The sequence below is a fragment of the Iningainema tapete BLCC-T55 genome, from assembly GCF_014698965.1.
GTDB classification, from domain to species: domain Bacteria; phylum Cyanobacteriota; class Cyanobacteriia; order Cyanobacteriales; family Nostocaceae; genus Iningainema; species Iningainema tapete.
Genome location: NZ_JACXAE010000057.1, coordinates 97,504 through 115,211, shown reverse-complemented (window position 1 = coordinate 115,211; position 17,708 = coordinate 97,504). Strand labels below are relative to the sequence as shown.

The following is a 17,708-nucleotide window of genomic DNA, read 5'->3' as shown; positions in this document are numbered from 1 at the left end:
GTTGAACTCAAAATTCAACCCACTGCAGCTATGACCTTTCGCATACTGCCTGGGTCAATTCTCAACATTGCCACCTATCCTTTTGTTCCTCCAACTACTCTATCTGGTTTCTTGCGGAGGTTAGGCATGATGAGTGTTGGGTTAGACATTCCTGAAACTCGCGTCAACAATGAAAACCCACCAATTTATGCTTTACCTCCACGTTACTTGGCTCTAGGAGCATATCCAGTTAAAGGAACCTGGAGCGCAGTACATCGAACTTACCGCAAAGGAATGCGCGAGTTTAACCATGATGCTTTTTCCAGGCTTTATCAAGATGGAGACAAGGAAAATTTTCAACTGCACACTTGGGAATATTTAATTGCAGAAGAATTGGTTGGCTATGTAGTAGCTAATTCTCCAAAAGGATTAGAGCATTTTCGAGACTTAAAAGGTTACGGCTGCAAGTTAGGTAAAGAAGGCTTTGCTATTGTTTTAGAGGTTTCAGAAATATTGGAGTTACGCCAAGAAACCGCTACAGTTCATCCTTCAACAATTGTGCCGATGGAAACTCTCTTGCAGAGTAACCAGTTTGTTAGCGGGTGCGATATTTATAATCTCTATCGCTACAAATGGGCGACAGATGCCCAAAACCAATGTGAGCCAGAAGGATTTCTGGACAATCAGCCAGCTAAAGTAGAGGGATTTGTCCCGTTTGTTACAGCTTATTTTTCAAAACAAACTGGTTATGCTCCTACCCTCGAATACTACACTGATGGGAATGAAATTAATATCCCTGTCTCTATCGTCAACCTGCTGAAAGGTGAAGCTTATGTCTAAACCACAACGCCAATATCCATTTAAGTTTGGTCGAGTTTTCTTCCCTAGTGAAGTTAATCCAATTCCTTCTGAGGTACGTTTTCAAGCACTAGGTAATCATGTCGGTAATGTCAGGAAATTGGTGAAGTGTTGGCGTAAAAACGACTTTCCCTCTGAGTCTTCATTCGACCAAGTTCTCGAAGCCGCAAGCATTCATGACAATGGCAAACCACAAAGGTTTGAAATTATAGCAAAAATTGCAAAAAGCAAATTTCAAGAATACACTTATTCTTTTCGAGGGCATCGGTTCTTAGCTAAAAGTAAAAAAGATGCTTGGGCAGAAGCTTTGGCAATTGGACATCATGATTTTTCTGTTGAGGATATCTGTCGTGATGCTTATACCTTGAAAAAAGAACAGCATTATGCTGAAATCTTAACTAAAGAACCGCTTGCCTATGCTCGTGAACTTTACATTCTAGAAATGTGCGATCAAATTGAGGCTGAGCTAGCTTGTCGAGTTTTTGAAGACGGAAAACAGGCAGAATCTCGCGCTTTTATGGACTTTACCATTACACAAGATGAGTCAGAACCTACAACTTATCTGATAGACCCTTGGGCATTTGAGCCAGAGTTAAATTTCATTGAACTAACTTTTAGGTGTTGGTCAATGCAACCTGCTGAATTAGATACAGATGGAGAGTTGCAAAAATGCCTGAAAGATAATCGAGAGGGGGATTTAGGCAAGACGCTAGACCGTATAACTAAACGCTGGTGGCAATCTCAGCAGGGTCAGCCAAAGGAATCTATTTCCAAAACTATTATTCTCAAACCTTATCGCTCAGCCATTACATCAAAAGAGTGGACAGCAAAAGATTTCTATCAGCAGTTAGCAGGTTTTACACCTAACCCTATGCAAGCTGAGATGTTTGAGGCAATTTATGACCCCAATGATGAAAAACATCCTGCAATTTTGCTGAAAAGTTCTACTGGTTCAGGTAAGTTTGAGTCAGTATTGTTTCCAGCATTAGCATCAAATTATCGCCTAATTCTGCCTTTACCCGCTCGCAGCTTGTTAGAAGACCAGAAGGAGCGTATCGAAAAATACCTGAAGAAGTTTTCCATATTGCAAAAAGATAGAGAAGTTTCTTTGGTTGTAGACACAGGCTCACAGATGTATCGCTGGGTGTACAAAAATGGGGATGAAACCAAACGCACTTCAAATCTCCGACGCCATTTGTACAAAGGTGATGTTATCCTTACAACATTGGATAAATTTCTCTATCGTTATTTTGGTTTCGGTGACAAACAGAAGTCATTTACCTTCCCTTTGAGAATACATCGAGAAAAAACACTCATCTGCTTTGATGAGGCTCACAGCTATGATGAAATTTCCTTCACAAACTTTCACAGTTTAGTCAAAGCACTTTACGAAGCAGGGCGATCGCTCATCCTGATGACAGCCACAATGCCTAAGGAGTATATCGAACGCTTTGATTATCTTAACTCTATAGATTATGTTGATGAACTTGAAAAGGTTGAAAAACTCAAGCAGTTTCAGCAGCAAACTTTAAGACAACCTTACCTCAATCAAAAAGGCTTTGAATGGATTAGCCATATTCAGCGTGATTCTGAAGTACCTGAGATTTTCCAACATGAATTTGCTCAAATAATTCTCCGAGAATGGACTGTTAAAACTGACCGGAGACTTATTGCCGTAGTTGAACGGGTCAAAGATGCAGCAGCCATTTATCAGTATTTAAACAATTATTTAAGTGGCAATACTGATGCTCAAGGAAGGTTTTTATTCCTCTATCATGGTAGAATTGCCGACCAACTTAGACCAAGTATTTATAAACAACTGCAAGAACGCGATTCCAAAAATCAGCCTTACCTTTTAATTACAACAAGTGCAATAGAAGTTGGTTGTGATTTGAATGCTGAGGTGCTTGTTTCCGAAATTTGCCCTCCTGAAAACTTGATTCAAAGAGCAGGACGTTGTAACCGTAAAGGAAATATTTCTGATGCCAAAGTTATAGTGGTAGGTAATTCCATCCCTGACTTTGCAAACAGCTTAGATGAGTCCGGGTGGCAAAAATACCAAGAAACACTAACATCATTAGAAAAATTTGATACTCAAGCGATTATCGAATGTATTTCGCGTTCTGAGCATGTTGACGACTATCGAGTAGTGGAAGTGTTCTCAATGCTACACGACTACGTTTATGGTGCTGACCTCACTTGTAAAACAGCCCATGAAAAAGGTTTAGTAATCACTCGCAGTTGGACACCCTCAGCAACATTGATTTATAAAGATGGTAGCAAAGACCAGCATAAAATTAAAGTCCCAATTGACCGCTTGATTAAAAATGACAATAACCAGTACGCTAATACTCATGTGTACGAGCATTACTATAATCAGGAAACAACTCGCTGGGATGTACGAAATTTAGGATGGGGTTCAGCTTACTTGAAAGATATAGTAATTGAGATTCACCCAAATAATGAAGCTGCTCTAATGTATGAAGATAAACCAGAGTACCCTTACAATCCAGAACTAGGTTTTGTAGAACTACCGGGTGTGTTCATTAAACTCAAAACCAACGATTTTGAGGAAAAGTTGCTCTGTAAGCATACTGACAATAAATCAGCGATTATTACATATACAAAAGCTTTAAATCCCCAAACTTATTAAGTTTACTGAAAATGCCTCACAGTCTCGTCCTCAACCTACTTCCCCAATCTCCCATTTACCCACAATTCTTAACAGGTAGACATCTCCATGCCCTATTTCTCACCTTGGTTAGTTCGGTGGATAAGGAATTAGGCTCGCGCCTCCACGAATCCACCGCTGACAAAGCTTTCACCCTCAGCCCCTTGCAAGTTTACCATACTACCAGAAACAGAAACTCAGATCACGCTTTGCAATGGGAACATCAACAACCCATACAAACAGGAACTCCTTGTTGGTGGCGCATCTCTTTACTAGATGACACTCTTTTTAGTAAGCTTACCCAACTGTGGCTCAATATTAACCCTACCCATCCTTGGCACTTGGGTTCTGCTGACTTGTATATTACCAGCATCCTTGGCACTCCCCAGTCTACACAACCTTGGGCAAATGCTACTACTTACGCTCAATTGTACGAGCAGGCTTCGGAAAGCGATCGCCAAATTTTCTTGAGTTTCTCCACTCTCACCAACTTCCGCCAAGGAGAGTTTGATACTGCTTTACCAACAAGAGAATGTGTCTTTAACAGTCTACTTCAACGTTGGCACAAATATAGCGGTATACCCTTAGAACCTAATCTCACAGAAGTTCTTTTTCCCAGTTTCTTTAATATTCGCACTGCCATTGGAGCAGATTCCCGCAGCAAATTTATCGGCTGCGTCGGCGAAATTAACTATCGAATATTAGGAGAAGTCAATCCTTTAATTATTAAACAAATCAATACCCTAGCGGATTTTGCTCTTTACTCTGGTGTAGGAAGAAAAACCACTATGGGTATGGGAATGACACGACGATTAAAAATGACCAGACGCAATGTTGATTAAATACCATGAATAATACTGAATATATTCCCATTGCTGCTCTGAATCAATATAGCTATTGTCCCCATCGATGCTGGAGAATGTTTTGTGCTGGAGAATTTACTGATAATCAATACACAATTGAAGGGACTAGTTTACATTCTCGCGTCCATACATTAGGAGAAGGACAACGGGAAGAAACTTGGCAAATACGCGCTATTTGGTTAAAGTCTGAGCGTTATCAATTAATTGGTAAAGCTGATTTAATTGAAGAAACAGACGGACGTTTTTACCCTGTAGAATACAAGCGCGGACGCAAGGGAGAGTGGGATAATGATGCAATGCAAGTCATAGCCCAAGCACTTTGTTTGGAAGATATGACTGGTGAAAAAGTGACTCAAGGTTATGTTTATTATGCTGAATCTCACCAGCGTCAGTTAGTAGAAATAAGTGCCGAAATGCGAGAAGCTACCTTGGCAACAATTCAAGCTGTCAATAATTTGCTTGAAACAGGAAAAATGCCACCACCAGTGTATGGCGAGCGCTGTTCTGGTTGTAGTTTGTATTCCCAATGCTTACCGCAAGCAACTGCAAAAGTTAACCGCTATCAAGAAGCCAATTAATACTCACTTTTAGAACAATTATGGGAACAGTATACATTACCGAAGCCGATGCATTTATCGGTAAAACAGATGAACGTCTCAGTGTAAAATCAAACAAACAAACTCTTTTGGATGTACCGTTAATCAAAGTAGATGGTATTGTAGTTTTAGGACGGGCAACAGTTTCTCCATCTGCTATTTCCGAATTTCTCGAACGGCATATTCCCCTCAGTTTTTTGACAGATACAGGTAAATATCTTGGTAGGTTAGAACCAGAAGTGACTAAAAATATCTTTGTGCGTAAAGCGCAGTGGCAAGCCGCCGGAGAAACATCACAAGCAGTGCATGTTGTCAAGGGTTTTGTGCGGGGGAAGTTGAAAAATTACCGCAACGTCTTACTTCGCGCTCAACGAGAAAATGCTATTGACTTAAATGCAAGTATCACACACTTAGAAAACGCCCTAGCACCAATTAATACAACCGCATCGATTGATTCTTTACGTGGTTTGGAAGGTGCTGGTAGTGCTGCATACTTCGGTTGCTTCAATAAATTAATTCGTGCCGAAGGTTTTAGCTTTGAAAGCAGACGCCGCCGACCGCCCACCGATCCTGTAAACTCTCTATTAAGTTTGGGTTATGCTTTACTCCGTCACGACGTGCAAAGTGCAGTAAATATCGTCGGTTTTGATCCATACTTGGGCTACTTGCACGTTGAGCGTTACGGTCGTCCTTCACTATCCTTAGATCTGATGGAGGAATTTAGACCTACAGTTGTGGATGCAGTTGTACTTTCAGCGTTGAATAAGAAAGCACTGCTTATTACCGATTTTACCACAGAGCCGCTATCTGGAGCAGTATCTTTAACAAAAGAAGGACTGCGCACATTTTTGCGATTGTACGAACAGAAGAAACAATCCAAGTTTAAGCATCCAGTCCTGGGTCGTCAATGTACTTACCAAGAAGCGTTTGAAATTCAAGCGCGGTTACTGGCGAAGTACTTGATGGGCGAAACCGATAAGTATCCTCCTTTAGTAATTAAGTAGAGGTGACGGTGAGTAAGTTTGTTGTTGTATCCTATGACATCTCCGAAGACAAGCGCCGCACTAAAATTCACTCCATACTCAAATCCTATGGACAGTGGGTGCAGTATAGTATTTTTGAATGCAACTTGACAGAAACTCAGTATGCTAAGCTGCGATCGCGCCTTACCAAAGTCATTGTCAAAGGAGATAGCGTCCGGTTCTACTTCCTCTGCGCCTGTTGTCAAGGTAAAGTAGAAAGGATAGGCGGAGAACAACCGCGAGATGAAACCATCTTCTTTGCCTAGTTTATTTTCAGGATTCTGCGCGGATGGGTGGGTGTTTTTCCCAGGCAAAGTCGAAAACAAGCGCAAACACCTTTAATGTAAAGATTTCAGCCCTATTTCCCAGCTTTACCATCCGCGCAATTTCTCAAAACCTTGTAGCATAAGGCTTTTAGCGATATGAAAACAACCAACAATCTCTTGACCAATCTCTGGAAGTGCTATAAACTTAAATTGTCGCGCAACCGCACCTTGAAAACTACATATCGTAAGCTTTTTAGAAGCAGGCGTTGAAATTTCCTAAAATCCCTATTAGGGATTGAAACAATATTTTGAGTTTTGAAAGTTGGTTCATTGTCTTTTGGTTGAAATTTCCTAAAATCCCTATTAGGGATTGAAACAATGTATTGCGCGAGATTAGCTCGTGCAAGTTTGGTTGAAATTTCCTAAAATCCCTATTAGGGATTGAAACCGGCTACTAATCCAATCCAAGCGAGAGTGTCTGGAGGTTGAAATTTCCTAAAATCCCTATTAGGGATTGAAACTATAGGGGTGTAAAATTTTATTGACATATACGGTTGTTGAAATTTCCTAAAATCCCTATTAGGGATTGAAACTTTGCAAAGATGGAGGAACAGAGTTTGTATTATAGTTGAAATTTCCTAAAATCCCTATTAGGGATTGAAACTTTAGAAGGACGATGCTAGGGCATGGAAGGCACTAGGTTGAAATTTCCTAAAATCCCTATTAGGGATTGAAACTGCCTAGTAAGAAATGGATACACAGTACAAAAACGTTGAAATTTCCTAAAATCCCTATTAGGGATTGAAACAGCAATTTATGCACCAACCTATCCCAATCACAAGAGTTGAAATTTCCTAAAATCCCTATTAGGGATTGAAACGGGTTACGAAATTTACATCCACCGCACTGGTGCTCGTTGAAATTTCCTAAAATCCCTATTAGGGATTGAAACTCAGGGGCGGAATCAAACTGTACTTCAGTATCTAGTTGAAATTTCCTAAAATCCCTATTAGGGATTGAAACTGTAGATTAGAAGTATTAAACCAAGCTATTGCAAGGTGGGGTTGAAATTTCCTAAAATCCCTATTAGGGATTGAAACGGTAAACGCGGTTCTTGGGCTGTTGAAGACAAGGTTGAAATTTCCTAAAATCCCTATTAGGGATTGAAACCAATTACATGCTGGCTCAACCCATATCAGATCCAAGTTGAAATTTCCTAAAATCCCTATTAGGGATTGAAACGCGGTGACTGAGTGGCGCGACAGATATGCTCCCACTACGTTGAAATTTCCTAAAATCCCTATTAGGGATTGAAACAAAGTAACTGATGGTTGAGTAACCTGTACGTAACTCCGTTGAAATTTCCTAAAATCCCTATTAGGGATTGAAACGAAAGTACTGGCCCGCATTTCTCACAAGTGAAAAAGTTGAAATTTCCTAAAATCCCTATTAGGGATTGAAACTTATCATAATTCGTTGGTAATCCCAACGCTTTTAAGTGTTGAAATTTCCTAAAATCCCTATTAGGGATTGAAACTTTCCTTGTAAATCTTCGCAAGTATACCTGGTGATGTTGAAATTTCCTAAAATCCCTATTAGGGATTGAAACATAATTAATTTCAATATTTAAGTCTAAATTGAAAGGTTGAAATTTCCTAAAATCCCTATTAGGGATTGAAACAAAAACATTCCTCTAGATGACGAACATTTTGGTATTGTTGAAATTTCCTAAAATCCCTATTAGGGATTGAAACTTACGGTACACTTGCGACTAGTCGCAAGTAAGTCAGTTGAAATTTCCTAAAATCCCTATTAGGGATTGAAACAATGCAGGTACTCAAGACTACGTAGATGGATTAGTGTTGAAATTTCCTAAAATCCCTATTAGGGATTGAAACAAAGATTTATGCAATCTTTAAAAGACCAGTTGAGTTGAAATTTCCTAAAATCCCTATTAGGGATTGAAACATCCCAAAAGCAAACTTTTCTTCCAAAGGATATCTGTTGAAATTTCCTAAAATCCCTATTAGGGATTGAAACCTTTGTTTACTTAATCAGCATATATTTCTACTGTGCGTTGAAATTTCCTAAAATCCCTATTAGGGATTGAAACTAATGAGCGACGAGCATAGGCGCGGCAGGGTCAATCTGGTTGAAATTTCCTAAAATCCCTATTAGGGATTGAAACGGATGCAAGCAAATAAGCCTCAAATTGCAGTACATAAGTTGAAATTTCCTAAAATCCCTATTAGGGATTGAAACGAATTTACGACGGTTTCCGATTCCTGTCAACTCGTCCGGTTGAAATTTCCTAAAATCCCTATTAGGGATTGAAACCTCATCAATTAAGTCAAGCCGTCAAGGAACAACAGTTGAAATTTCCTAAAATCCCTATTAGGGATTGAAACTCATTGTTTCTCTTTGTTGAGTTTAAACAATTAGTTGAAATTTCCTAAAATCCCTATTAGGGATTGAAACATAGTAACCAAGGCGGTGTAGCGGCAGGCAAAAAGTTGAAATTTCCTAAAATCCCTATTAGGGATTGAAACTTAACTTTGCAATAATACAAAAAATACAACGGATGACGTTGAAATTTCCTAAAATCCCTATTAGGGATTGAAACAAGTAATAGCACTGATACCCCAAGATCTGTGCATTCATGTTGAAATTTCCTAAAATCCCTATTAGGGATTGAAACTTGATGACGGCGATCGCTGCCTGAGTTTTCGGTCATGTTGAAATTTCCTAAAATCCCTATTAGGGATTGAAACTAAACAAGCTTAAAATAGCACCTGCTTAATTTAGGTTGAAATTTCCTAAAATCCCTATTAGGGATTGAAACAAAAACACCCTTTGGATTGGCTATATTTTTAATGGTTGAAATTTCCTAAAATCCCTATTAGGGATTGAAACCCTTTATTAACTAACAACAAACTAACGATTTTAAAGTTGAAATTTCCTAAAATCCCTATTAGGGATTGAAACCCTTTATTAACTAACAACAAACTAACGATTTTAAGTTGAAATTTCCTAAAATCCCTATTAGGGATTGAAACTTATTCTAATGCAGCGAAAACACGTACAGTCAGGTGGTTGAAATTTCCTAAAATCCCTATTAGGGATTGAAACTCAATTTACTATTTTTACGATGTTGATTAACAATTGTTGAAATTTCCTAAAATCCCTATTAGGGATTGAAACTAACAATTAGAGATACAAACCGATATTTCTTAAGTGTTGAAATTTCCTAAAATCCCTATTAGGGATTGAAACTAGCAAAAGCAATGAACTTGAAGTGGGTATGTGAAAATGTTGAAATTTCCTAAAATCCCTATTAGGGATTGAAACAAAGAGCTAAATCAGCTAATTGAAATTTTTTCTACTGTTGAAATTTCCTAAAATCCCTATTAGGGATTGAAACCTATTTCATCCCGCATCAGTACACAGATAGCCTCGTTGAAATTTCCTAAAATCCCTATTAGGGATTGAAACTAGCGCTTACGCCTGCTATCTACGCAGGACTAGTGTTGAAATTTCCTAAAATCCCTATTAGGGATTGAAACTTTTATTGGCTACGATTCCTCTGGTACAGAAGTGTATAGTTGAAATTTCCTAAAATCCCTATTAGGGATTGAAACATCACGATTCTTGGGCTGTCCAGAGACAGGGCGAAGCAACGTTGAAATTTCCTAAAATCCCTATTAGGGATTGAAACTTGGCACATTAAAAGAAGAAACATCTGATACAACAGTTGAAATTTCCTAAAATCCCTATTAGGGATTGAAACCTTTCCGGTATATTTGTTAAATAATAGATGTGATAGTTGAAATTTCCTAAAATCCCTATTAGGGATTGAAACTCAGTTAATCCAGCTTTTCTAATCGAAACACCTAGAGTTGAAATTTCCTAAAATCCCTATTAGGGATTGAAACATTGTAAGTAATAGTGGAACAAATAAAGAAGCAATGTTGAAATTTCCTAAAATCCCTATTAGGGATTGAAACAAAAACATTCCTCTAGATGACGAACATTTTGGTATTGTTGAAATTTCCTAAAATCCCTATTAGGGATTGAAACTTACGGTACACTTGCGACTAGTCGCAAGTAAGTCAGTTGAAATTTCCTAAAATCCCTATTAGGGATTGAAACAATGCAGGTACTCAAGACTACGTAGATGGATTAGTGTTGAAATTTCCTAAAATCCCTATTAGGGATTGAAACAAAGATTTATGCAATCTTTAAAAGACCAGTTGAGTTGAAATTTCCTAAAATCCCTATTAGGGATTGAAACATCCCAAAAGCAAACTTTTCTTCCAAAGGATATCTGTTGAAATTTCCTAAAATCCCTATTAGGGATTGAAACGGAGTAATAGCTTTGATTACTCCGTGGGGGTAACGTTGAAATTTCCTAAAATCCCTATTAGGGATTGAAACGCAGTAATTTTAGGCATATATTTCTCCATTTTTTTGAGTTGAAATTTCCTAAAATCCCTATTAGGGATTGAAACAAGCTAACCCAGAAGTATGTTCTAAGACCTAGTGGGTTGAAATTTCCTAAAATCCCTATTAGGGATTGAAACGCATCTTATATCAGTAGCTTACCGCCACAAAATCAAGTTGAAATTTCCTAAAATCCCTATTAGGGATTGAAACAAAAAACGTATCACTAGTGCTGGATTAGAACTCTCGTTGAAATTTCCTAAAATCCCTATTAGGGATTGAAACTTTTGTAAATACTTATTTCCGTTTGTATATACAAATGTTGAAATTTCCTAAAATCCCTATTAGGGATTGAAACGGAAATTTGATTTTGTCATTAGGATTAGCTTTGTTATGGTTGAAATTTCCTAAAATCCCTATTAGGGATTGAAACAAACTATGGATAGAGATTTGAATGGTGCGCGGGGGTTGAAATTTCCTAAAATCCCTATTAGGGATTGAAACCACGAACAAGAACACCTGCATTCTTTCTACCGATGGTTGAAATTTCCTAAAATCCCTATTAGGGATTGAAACTGGGAAAAATGACCCATCAGGCTGCAATGGTGTAGTTGAAATTTCCTAAAATCCCTATTAGGGATTGAAACTAAAGCATTCATCCATAAAGGTAAAGATATCGAAGAAGTTGAAATTTCCTAAAATCCCTATTAGGGATTGAAACGTGGTGGCATCAAGCAAATGACCGATGATGATTACCGAGTTGAAATTTCCTAAAATCCCTATTAGGGATTGAAACATGCACAGCTTTGACTTGCGCCTCAGTCGCCTCAAAGGTTGAAATTTCCTAAAATCCCTATTAGGGATTGAAACACAACCAACGCTGCAAGAGAGCAAAGACAAAAAGAGTTGAAATTTCCTAAAATCCCTATTAGGGATTGAAACAGCTCACTAATAAAACAAATACCAGAAGACGTTTTGGTTGAAATTTCCTAAAATCCCTATTAGGGATTGAAACTTAGCTAAATATCTCCAATCGCCAAGCGAAAATTTTTGAGTTGAAATTTCCTAAAATCCCTATTAGGGATTGAAACGAGATGAGCCAGACAGAGAACTAATTCACGAATTGTTGAAATTTCCTAAAATCCCTAATAGGGATTGAAACACTTTTGACGAATACAAGTAACAGTGTTCAATTGCGTTGAAATTTCCTAAAATCCCTATTAGGGATTGAAACAAAGCACTTTCTCCTCTTGCCCTCGCGTGTCTCTCGTTGAAATTTCCTAAAATCCCTATTAGGGATTGAAACAAAAGCTTGATGGGTGTCTTTTTTTACGTGGAAATTGTTGAAATTTCCTAAAATCCCTATTAGGGATTGAAACCAAAAATGTAACGGAAGCGGAAAAAGAAGCAGCTAAGTTGAAATTTCCTAAAATCCCTATTAGGGATTGAAACTACACAGATATCTTCTCTCATCAAGGAGAAGGCAGTTGAAATTTCCTAAAATCCCTATTAGGGATTGAAACGTCCACTCTCTCCTTGGGTGCGGAAAGAAGCATTATCGTTGAAATTTCCTAAAATCCCTATTAGGGATTGAAACGAAGGTAGCCGATGTACTTCATCATCGAAAAAAAGGTTGAAATTTCCTAAAATCCCTATTAGGGATTGAAACATTTAATTGATTACTAATAGAACATGACAGTACAACGTTGAAATTTCCTAAAATCCCTATTAGGGATTGAAACAAGGACAGGATGGAGCAACGACGGATGATGCGACGTGTTGAAATTTCCTAAAATCCCTATTAGGGATTGAAACTTACTGCAATCGGACAGATAGAAAAAATTAAAAAGGTTGAAATTTCCTAAAATCCCTATTAGGGATTGAAACCAAATTACATCAAATAGAGGGAGGTTTTAGATGAGTTGAAATTTCCTAAAATCCCTATTAGGGATTGAAACGTAAATGGTGGCTTTAGGATATAATTTAGATGCGAGTTGAAATTTCCTAAAATCCCTATTAGGGATTGAAACTAAAACGAACTTAGGCATAGCTTTTTCGGACTCGCGGTTGAAATTTCCTAAAATCCCTATTAGGGATTGAAACTCACTAATTTCGTTTTCATCGTCAGCGCATAGATCGTTGAAATTTCCTAAAATCCCTATTAGGGATTGAAACATGAATGGGATGAACTACATCCGGGAACAAGGGAAAGTTGAAATTTCCTAAAATCCCTATTAGGGATTGAAACGATATTGCTGATGAGATTGGTTGTTCTGAGTCATATGTTGAAATTTCCTAAAATCCCTATTAGGGATTGAAACTTTCCCAGAATTCCATCTTCAAAGTTTTGCGCCGCGCTTCTTGGTTGAAATTTCCTAAAATCCCTATTAGGGATTGAAACAGACGTGCGTTTCTTTCAACTATTTGACTTAATAGTTGAAATTTCCTAAAATCCCTATTAGGGATTGAAACTGGGGGTTGGGAAGTCATCCAGTGGTACGAACACTGGGGTTGAAATTTCCTAAAATCCCTATTAGGGATTGAAACAGGCATAATCTAGTACCTTTGACTACAAACGATAGTGTTGAAATTTCCTAAAATCCCTATTAGGGATTGAAACCAGCTTCTAGCCCTTCTATTCCCCAAATTCGATTAGTTGAAATTTCCTAAAATCCCTATTAGGGATTGAAACAAGTCCGAAGCATTCCTTGACTTCAGCGAGCTTCCAGGTTGAAATTTCCTAAAATCCCTATTAGGGATTGAAACCCAGCAAAAAAAAACACTAAAGCAAAAATTTTGAATGTTGAAATTTCCTAAAATCCCTATTAGGGATTGAAACGTATTTTCTGTTGCCGTGGCAGGCGTATAGACGAGTTGAAATTTCCTAAAATCCCTATTAGGGATTGAAACGTACAAGATTGGGTGATGGGTACGAGCAAATAGTGTTGAAATTTTCTAAAATCCCTATTAGGGATTGAAACGCGATCGCGACTTTTTGCCATAATTCTTTACAAGTTGAAATTTCCTAAAATCCCTATTAGGGATTGAAACTCTGATGCGGAAAAAGAAGCAGCTAAAGCACAATTGTTGAAATTTCCTAAAATCCCTATTAGGGATTGAAACAAGGCAGAAAAAGAGCGCATCCGCAACCTAATCACTTGTTGAAATTTCCTAAAATCCCTATTAGGGATTGAAACATCTCAAGAGCAAAGAAAACAACAGACATGCCATGTTGAAATTTCCTAAAATCCCTATTAGGGATTGAAACTCAAAACCATCGTTGTAAATGGTGGCTTTAGGATGTTGAAATTTCCTAAAATCCCTATTAGGGATTGAAACGCGATAATAGAAAAGCTGACAAAATTAAATATTCAAGTTGAAATTTCTTAAAATCCCTATTAGGGATTGAAACACGGGATGATCCATTTTCTTGGGCGGTATCAGGGGTTGAAATTTCCTAAAATCCCTATTAGGGATTGAAACATCTGTCTGATTCTTGTTGCTGACGTTCCGTCTTGTTGAAATTTCCTAAAATCCCTATTAGGGATTGAAACGAAAAATAAACTTACCATTATTAATACACAAAAAGTTGAAATTTCCTAAAATCCCTATTAGGGATTGAAACAAAAACTTCAACAAATGCCAGCAGAAGCGATCGCGCGTTGAAATTTCCTAAAATCCCTATTAGGGATTGAAACATTGTCGCTCACGGAAGATGTTGCCGTATCTTCTTCCGTTGAAATTTCCTAAAATCCCTATTAGGGATTGAAACAAGTTTATTTAGAGCAACTCTCTCGTCAATTCCCAGGTTGAAATTTCCTAAAATCCCTATTAGGGATTGAAACGACATTACTATGCCAATTTCGTGAATATCACTAGCGTTGAAATTTCCTAAAATCCCTATTAGGGATTGAAACACTAATTTAGTTCATAATACCTACATAAAACATATTGTTGAAATTTCCTAAAATCCCTATTAGGGATTGAAACGCTAACTCTTCAACCCAAGCGAGATCTGTTTTCAAGGTTGAAATTTCCTAAAATCCCTATTAGGGATTGAAACAAAACTGGGATTGACGTCACAATTGCTACAGTCAAGTTGAAATTTCCTAAAATCCCTATTAGAGATTGAAACCAACCTGTAGTTAAGGTTCCCAAACTAGCTTCAAAAGTTGAAATTTCCTAATAGTTATTGCAAATATGGCGATCACAGGCAGGAGAGCAGTTAATAAAATGAAGGAACAGCCCATGATAAAAGGATTCCAGCATTTATTACCCGATTTTCCATCCACGCAATTTCCCAAAAGTTTGCCATAGCTAGCTTTTAGCTTGTATGATATATCATAAACTCATAAAGCCGCGCCAAAAGTGGCATAGTTTTATCAATTCGCGCAACTGAACCTAAAAAATTAAATACAGTAAGTGTTTCAAGTACTGGCGTTTCGTTTCAATTTCAGCGAATCCCTATTAGGGATTGAAACTACAAACTAGTTACAGAGGGCTTTGGTGGTACATGTTTCAATTTCAGCGAATCCCTATTAGGGATTGAAACTAAACGCGCGGCGCACTGTTGTGCGTTTCACTACTGTTTCAATTTCAGCGAATCCCTATTAGGGATTGAAACACGCAGGATAGTATATGTCAGCTACCATCACCCTTAACCCTGATGAAATTAAGCAAATATCTCTACCGCGTACAATAAGTTCTTCACAATTGAGAGTTCTTGCACGAAGATCTGAAGCATTAGCCATAGCGGTAGAAAAGCAGTGGGAAGATTTTTCTCCTCAAGAACGTAGTTTACTTGAAGCTATAATTTACACATTAATTGCCGAACGTCGTGGTATCATTGGTTTACTTTCATCTCTAAGTGCCAGACTATCGCTAGCCTGGATACTGATAAAGGGAGAAATTGATGCTCTTATTGACTACTTAAATGCTTTACAGCGTTTGAGAAATGCTGTACTTACAGCCATAGAGAAAGAGCATCCAGAATATGAGCAAAAAGTGACTGAAGCTTTACAAGAAGCTTTCTCTGAATTCGACAATAGTTCTGCAATGACACCAGAAGATTTCCGTGAATGGCTTACCAACATTTCGGATTAACCCGTCTAATAAATTTAAACAAGCAAAAAATCAGGGTAATTTGCAAATTTTCGACAATTACCCCAACTTTATTAATAATACAAAGAAATATCAACGCACTATGACGGCGCTCCCTCGATTGCTTTAAATAGCGTTTCTCTTCATCTACCTAACCTTTTAAAAAAGATTAGCGTCAAAGCTGGACAAATTTTCTAATGTTACACTGTTTGGTCTTCTGGCTCCGATATTTGCATTCAATCCAAAATCCGAAATCTGATTATGCTCTAGAAGTGGGCTTCAAAAACAGCCAAGCGACAAAGAAGGTAGCAGCAGTAAATAGTTGCACTAAGTCTAAAGCCGATAGATAACCATCCGACAATGAAGCGATACTGCGATCCGTAATGCCAAACAGCCAGGATGAGATACCAAACAGCCAAATCCCATTTCTGAGATTTCCGACAAATTCTCTAGAGTCTGAAGATTGCTGGTTAGTCATGATTTTTTGCTTTGTTGAGTAAAGTCTGTGAGTCGAGAGGGAGTCACCAGTGGTGACATTGCGTGAATTTGTGGTAGTTAGCGCATGTAAAGATTTGTTTTCACTCCTGTCTATAAAGTTATATATATATTAATAAAAATTTCACTTACTTGACATCACTACCAAAAGATACATACCCTCCCTTGAGCATTTTTTCTATGACTCTAATAAACAGCAATGCTTATGGTTTGGGAATTTCAACGCGGGGTTGAAGTTGCTTTGTAACACACTTGACAAAAAACCCATCGAGTGAAGTGTTAAAAAATCGTTCTAAAGATAGATTTATTGAGAAAAAACTTTATCTCTACACCCCACATCCCACACCCAATATTTGCTCAATTCTTCCTTTAGATACTCATCATTCACGGGCAAAACTTAGTTAAATCAAAATAATGACTAGTCTTGATACGGTGTAAGATGTCGGCAGTACGAGAGTCTAAGTCCCCAGTAGGGGTTAAAACAAAGAATTCATCTAGTGCAAAGCAGTGGCAAAACACTCCGCCGCACTTAGGGCTAGTTTGCATTACCTTTTCTAAGGAAGTGCGTTTGCGAACTATTACGCGCACACGCTATTTACAATTAACTGAGGAGCAACGAGAAACTGCCCTAAGAGATCTTTATAAAGATAACTTGCAGCGCTTGAATACAGCACTGTCTTTTTGTCAGCAGCACTCAATTCAGCTTTACCGCATGTCTTCTGCTTTATTTCCCTTGAGTGATTGGGAGGATGAAGTGGGTGCAACTATATTAGAGGAGATGAGCGCTGATTTAGCCAAAATCGGACAAAGAGCAACAGAATTGGGGATCAGAATGGTGCTGCACCCAGATCAATATGTTGTGCTAAGTTCAGATTCACCGGAAGTAGTTGCCTCAAGTATCAAAATTTTAGCAGGACATGCCCATACAATGGATTTGATGGGTTTACCACAATCTTCTTGGTCTTTAATGAATATACATGGTGGCAAATCCAATCGGGCGGATCAATTGGTGCGGGTAATTTCAGAATTGCCAGAAAATATCACAAGTCGTTTAACTTTAGAGAATGACGAACACGCTTACAGTGCTAGTGAAATTCTAGAAGTGTGTCAACGGACTGGTATACCATTGGTGTTTGATGCCCATCACCATATTTGTCATGAAAACTTGGATAGTTACGACGATCGCACTGTAGCATCCATGTTTTATGCAGCACGAGCAACTTGGGCTAACCCGGATTGGCAATTAGTTCACATTTCTAATGGTGAAGAAGCTTTTGGGGATCGAAAACACAGTGAGTTAATTACTGATATGCCTAGTGTGTATCGGGAAGCTCCTTGGATAGAAGTTGAGGCTAAACGTAAGGAAGAGGCGATCGCCCATTTGCGTTCTTGGTGGATTATGGGAAAATAGTCTCACG

General features: G+C 38.1%; 9 protein-coding genes and 1 CRISPR repeat array. Of the genes, 8 read left to right on the top strand and 1 reads right to left on the bottom strand.

Annotation, left to right across the window (positions count from 1 at the left end):
- Positions 1 to 30: 30 nt before the first annotated feature.
- The 7 genes from ICL16_RS16750 to ICL16_RS16720 all read left to right on the top strand — a co-directional run bounded on the left by ICL16_RS16750 (position 31) and on the right by ICL16_RS16720 (position 15,798).
- A complete protein-coding gene (locus ICL16_RS16750; RefSeq protein WP_202895589.1) occupies positions 31 to 819 on the top strand; it encodes a hypothetical protein in 789 nt (262 codons plus the stop codon).
- Positions 812 to 3,490 carry a CRISPR-associated helicase Cas3' gene (gene cas3 / locus ICL16_RS16745; protein WP_190829749.1) on the top strand — a complete coding sequence of 893 codons (2,679 nt, stop codon included), beginning with the start codon at positions 812 to 814 and terminating at the stop codon, positions 3,488 to 3,490. Before ICL16_RS16750 ends, cas3 begins: the two co-directional genes overlap by 8 nt.
- 11 nt (positions 3,491 to 3,501) lie before the next feature.
- Entirely contained in the window at positions 3,502 to 4,350 is an 849-nt protein-coding gene (gene cas6 / locus ICL16_RS16740; protein WP_190829747.1) for a CRISPR-associated endoribonuclease Cas6, read from the top strand.
- Positions 4,351 to 4,355: 5 nt separating this feature from the next.
- Positions 4,356 to 4,949 carry a CRISPR-associated protein Cas4 gene (cas4, locus tag ICL16_RS16735; RefSeq protein WP_190829745.1) on the top strand — a complete coding sequence of 198 codons (594 nt, stop codon included), beginning with the start codon at positions 4,356 to 4,358 and terminating at the stop codon, positions 4,947 to 4,949.
- A 20-nt stretch (positions 4,950 to 4,969) separates the two neighbouring features.
- Positions 4,970 to 5,971, top strand: a complete 1,002-nt coding sequence (gene cas1d, locus ICL16_RS16730; RefSeq protein ID WP_190829743.1) for a type I-D CRISPR-associated endonuclease Cas1d — start codon at positions 4,970 to 4,972, stop codon at positions 5,969 to 5,971.
- 8 nt (positions 5,972 to 5,979) lie between these two features.
- Positions 5,980 to 6,255 (top strand): CRISPR-associated endonuclease Cas2, encoded by a 276-nt coding sequence (gene cas2, locus ICL16_RS16725; protein ID WP_190829741.1) that lies wholly within the window; start codon positions 5,980 to 5,982, stop codon positions 6,253 to 6,255.
- A gap of 265 nt (positions 6,256 to 6,520) precedes the next feature.
- Positions 6,521 to 14,830: a CRISPR direct-repeat array (repeat unit 37 nt; unit sequence GTTGAAATTTCCTAAAATCCCTATTAGGGATTGAAAC).
- Positions 14,831 to 15,333: 503 nt separating this feature from the next.
- Positions 15,334 to 15,798, top strand: a complete 465-nt coding sequence (locus ICL16_RS16720) for a hypothetical protein (protein ID WP_190829735.1) — start codon at positions 15,334 to 15,336, stop codon at positions 15,796 to 15,798.
- A gap of 256 nt (positions 15,799 to 16,054) precedes the next feature.
- On the opposite strand, the gene ICL16_RS16715 is transcribed toward ICL16_RS16720, so the two are convergent.
- Positions 16,055 to 16,273 carry a hypothetical protein gene (locus ICL16_RS16715; protein WP_190829733.1) on the bottom strand — a complete coding sequence of 73 codons (219 nt, stop codon included), beginning with the start codon at positions 16,271 to 16,273 and terminating at the stop codon, positions 16,055 to 16,057.
- Between the two features lie 456 nt (positions 16,274 to 16,729).
- On the opposite strand from ICL16_RS16715, the gene uvsE reads away from it, so the two are divergent.
- Positions 16,730 to 17,701 carry a UV DNA damage repair endonuclease UvsE gene (uvsE, locus tag ICL16_RS16710; protein ID WP_190829731.1) on the top strand — a complete coding sequence of 324 codons (972 nt, stop codon included), beginning with the start codon at positions 16,730 to 16,732 and terminating at the stop codon, positions 17,699 to 17,701.
- Positions 17,702 to 17,708 lie beyond the last annotated feature (7 nt).

Coding starts and splice junctions, on each gene's coding strand:
- ICL16_RS16750 (WP_202895589.1), top strand. CDS start 31: ATGACCTTTCGCATACTGCCTGGGTCAATTCTCAACATTGCCACCTAT.
- cas3 (WP_190829749.1), top strand. CDS start 812: ATGTCTAAACCACAACGCCAATATCCATTTAAGTTTGGTCGAGTTTTC.
- cas6 (WP_190829747.1), top strand. CDS start 3,502: ATGCCTCACAGTCTCGTCCTCAACCTACTTCCCCAATCTCCCATTTAC.
- cas4 (WP_190829745.1), top strand. CDS start 4,356: ATGAATAATACTGAATATATTCCCATTGCTGCTCTGAATCAATATAGC.
- cas1d (WP_190829743.1), top strand. CDS start 4,970: ATGGGAACAGTATACATTACCGAAGCCGATGCATTTATCGGTAAAACA.
- ICL16_RS16720 (WP_190829735.1), top strand. CDS start 15,334: ATGTCAGCTACCATCACCCTTAACCCTGATGAAATTAAGCAAATATCT.
- ICL16_RS16715 (WP_190829733.1), bottom strand. CDS start 16,273: ATGACTAACCAGCAATCTTCAGACTCTAGAGAATTTGTCGGAAATCTC.
- uvsE (WP_190829731.1), top strand. CDS start 16,730: ATGTCGGCAGTACGAGAGTCTAAGTCCCCAGTAGGGGTTAAAACAAAG.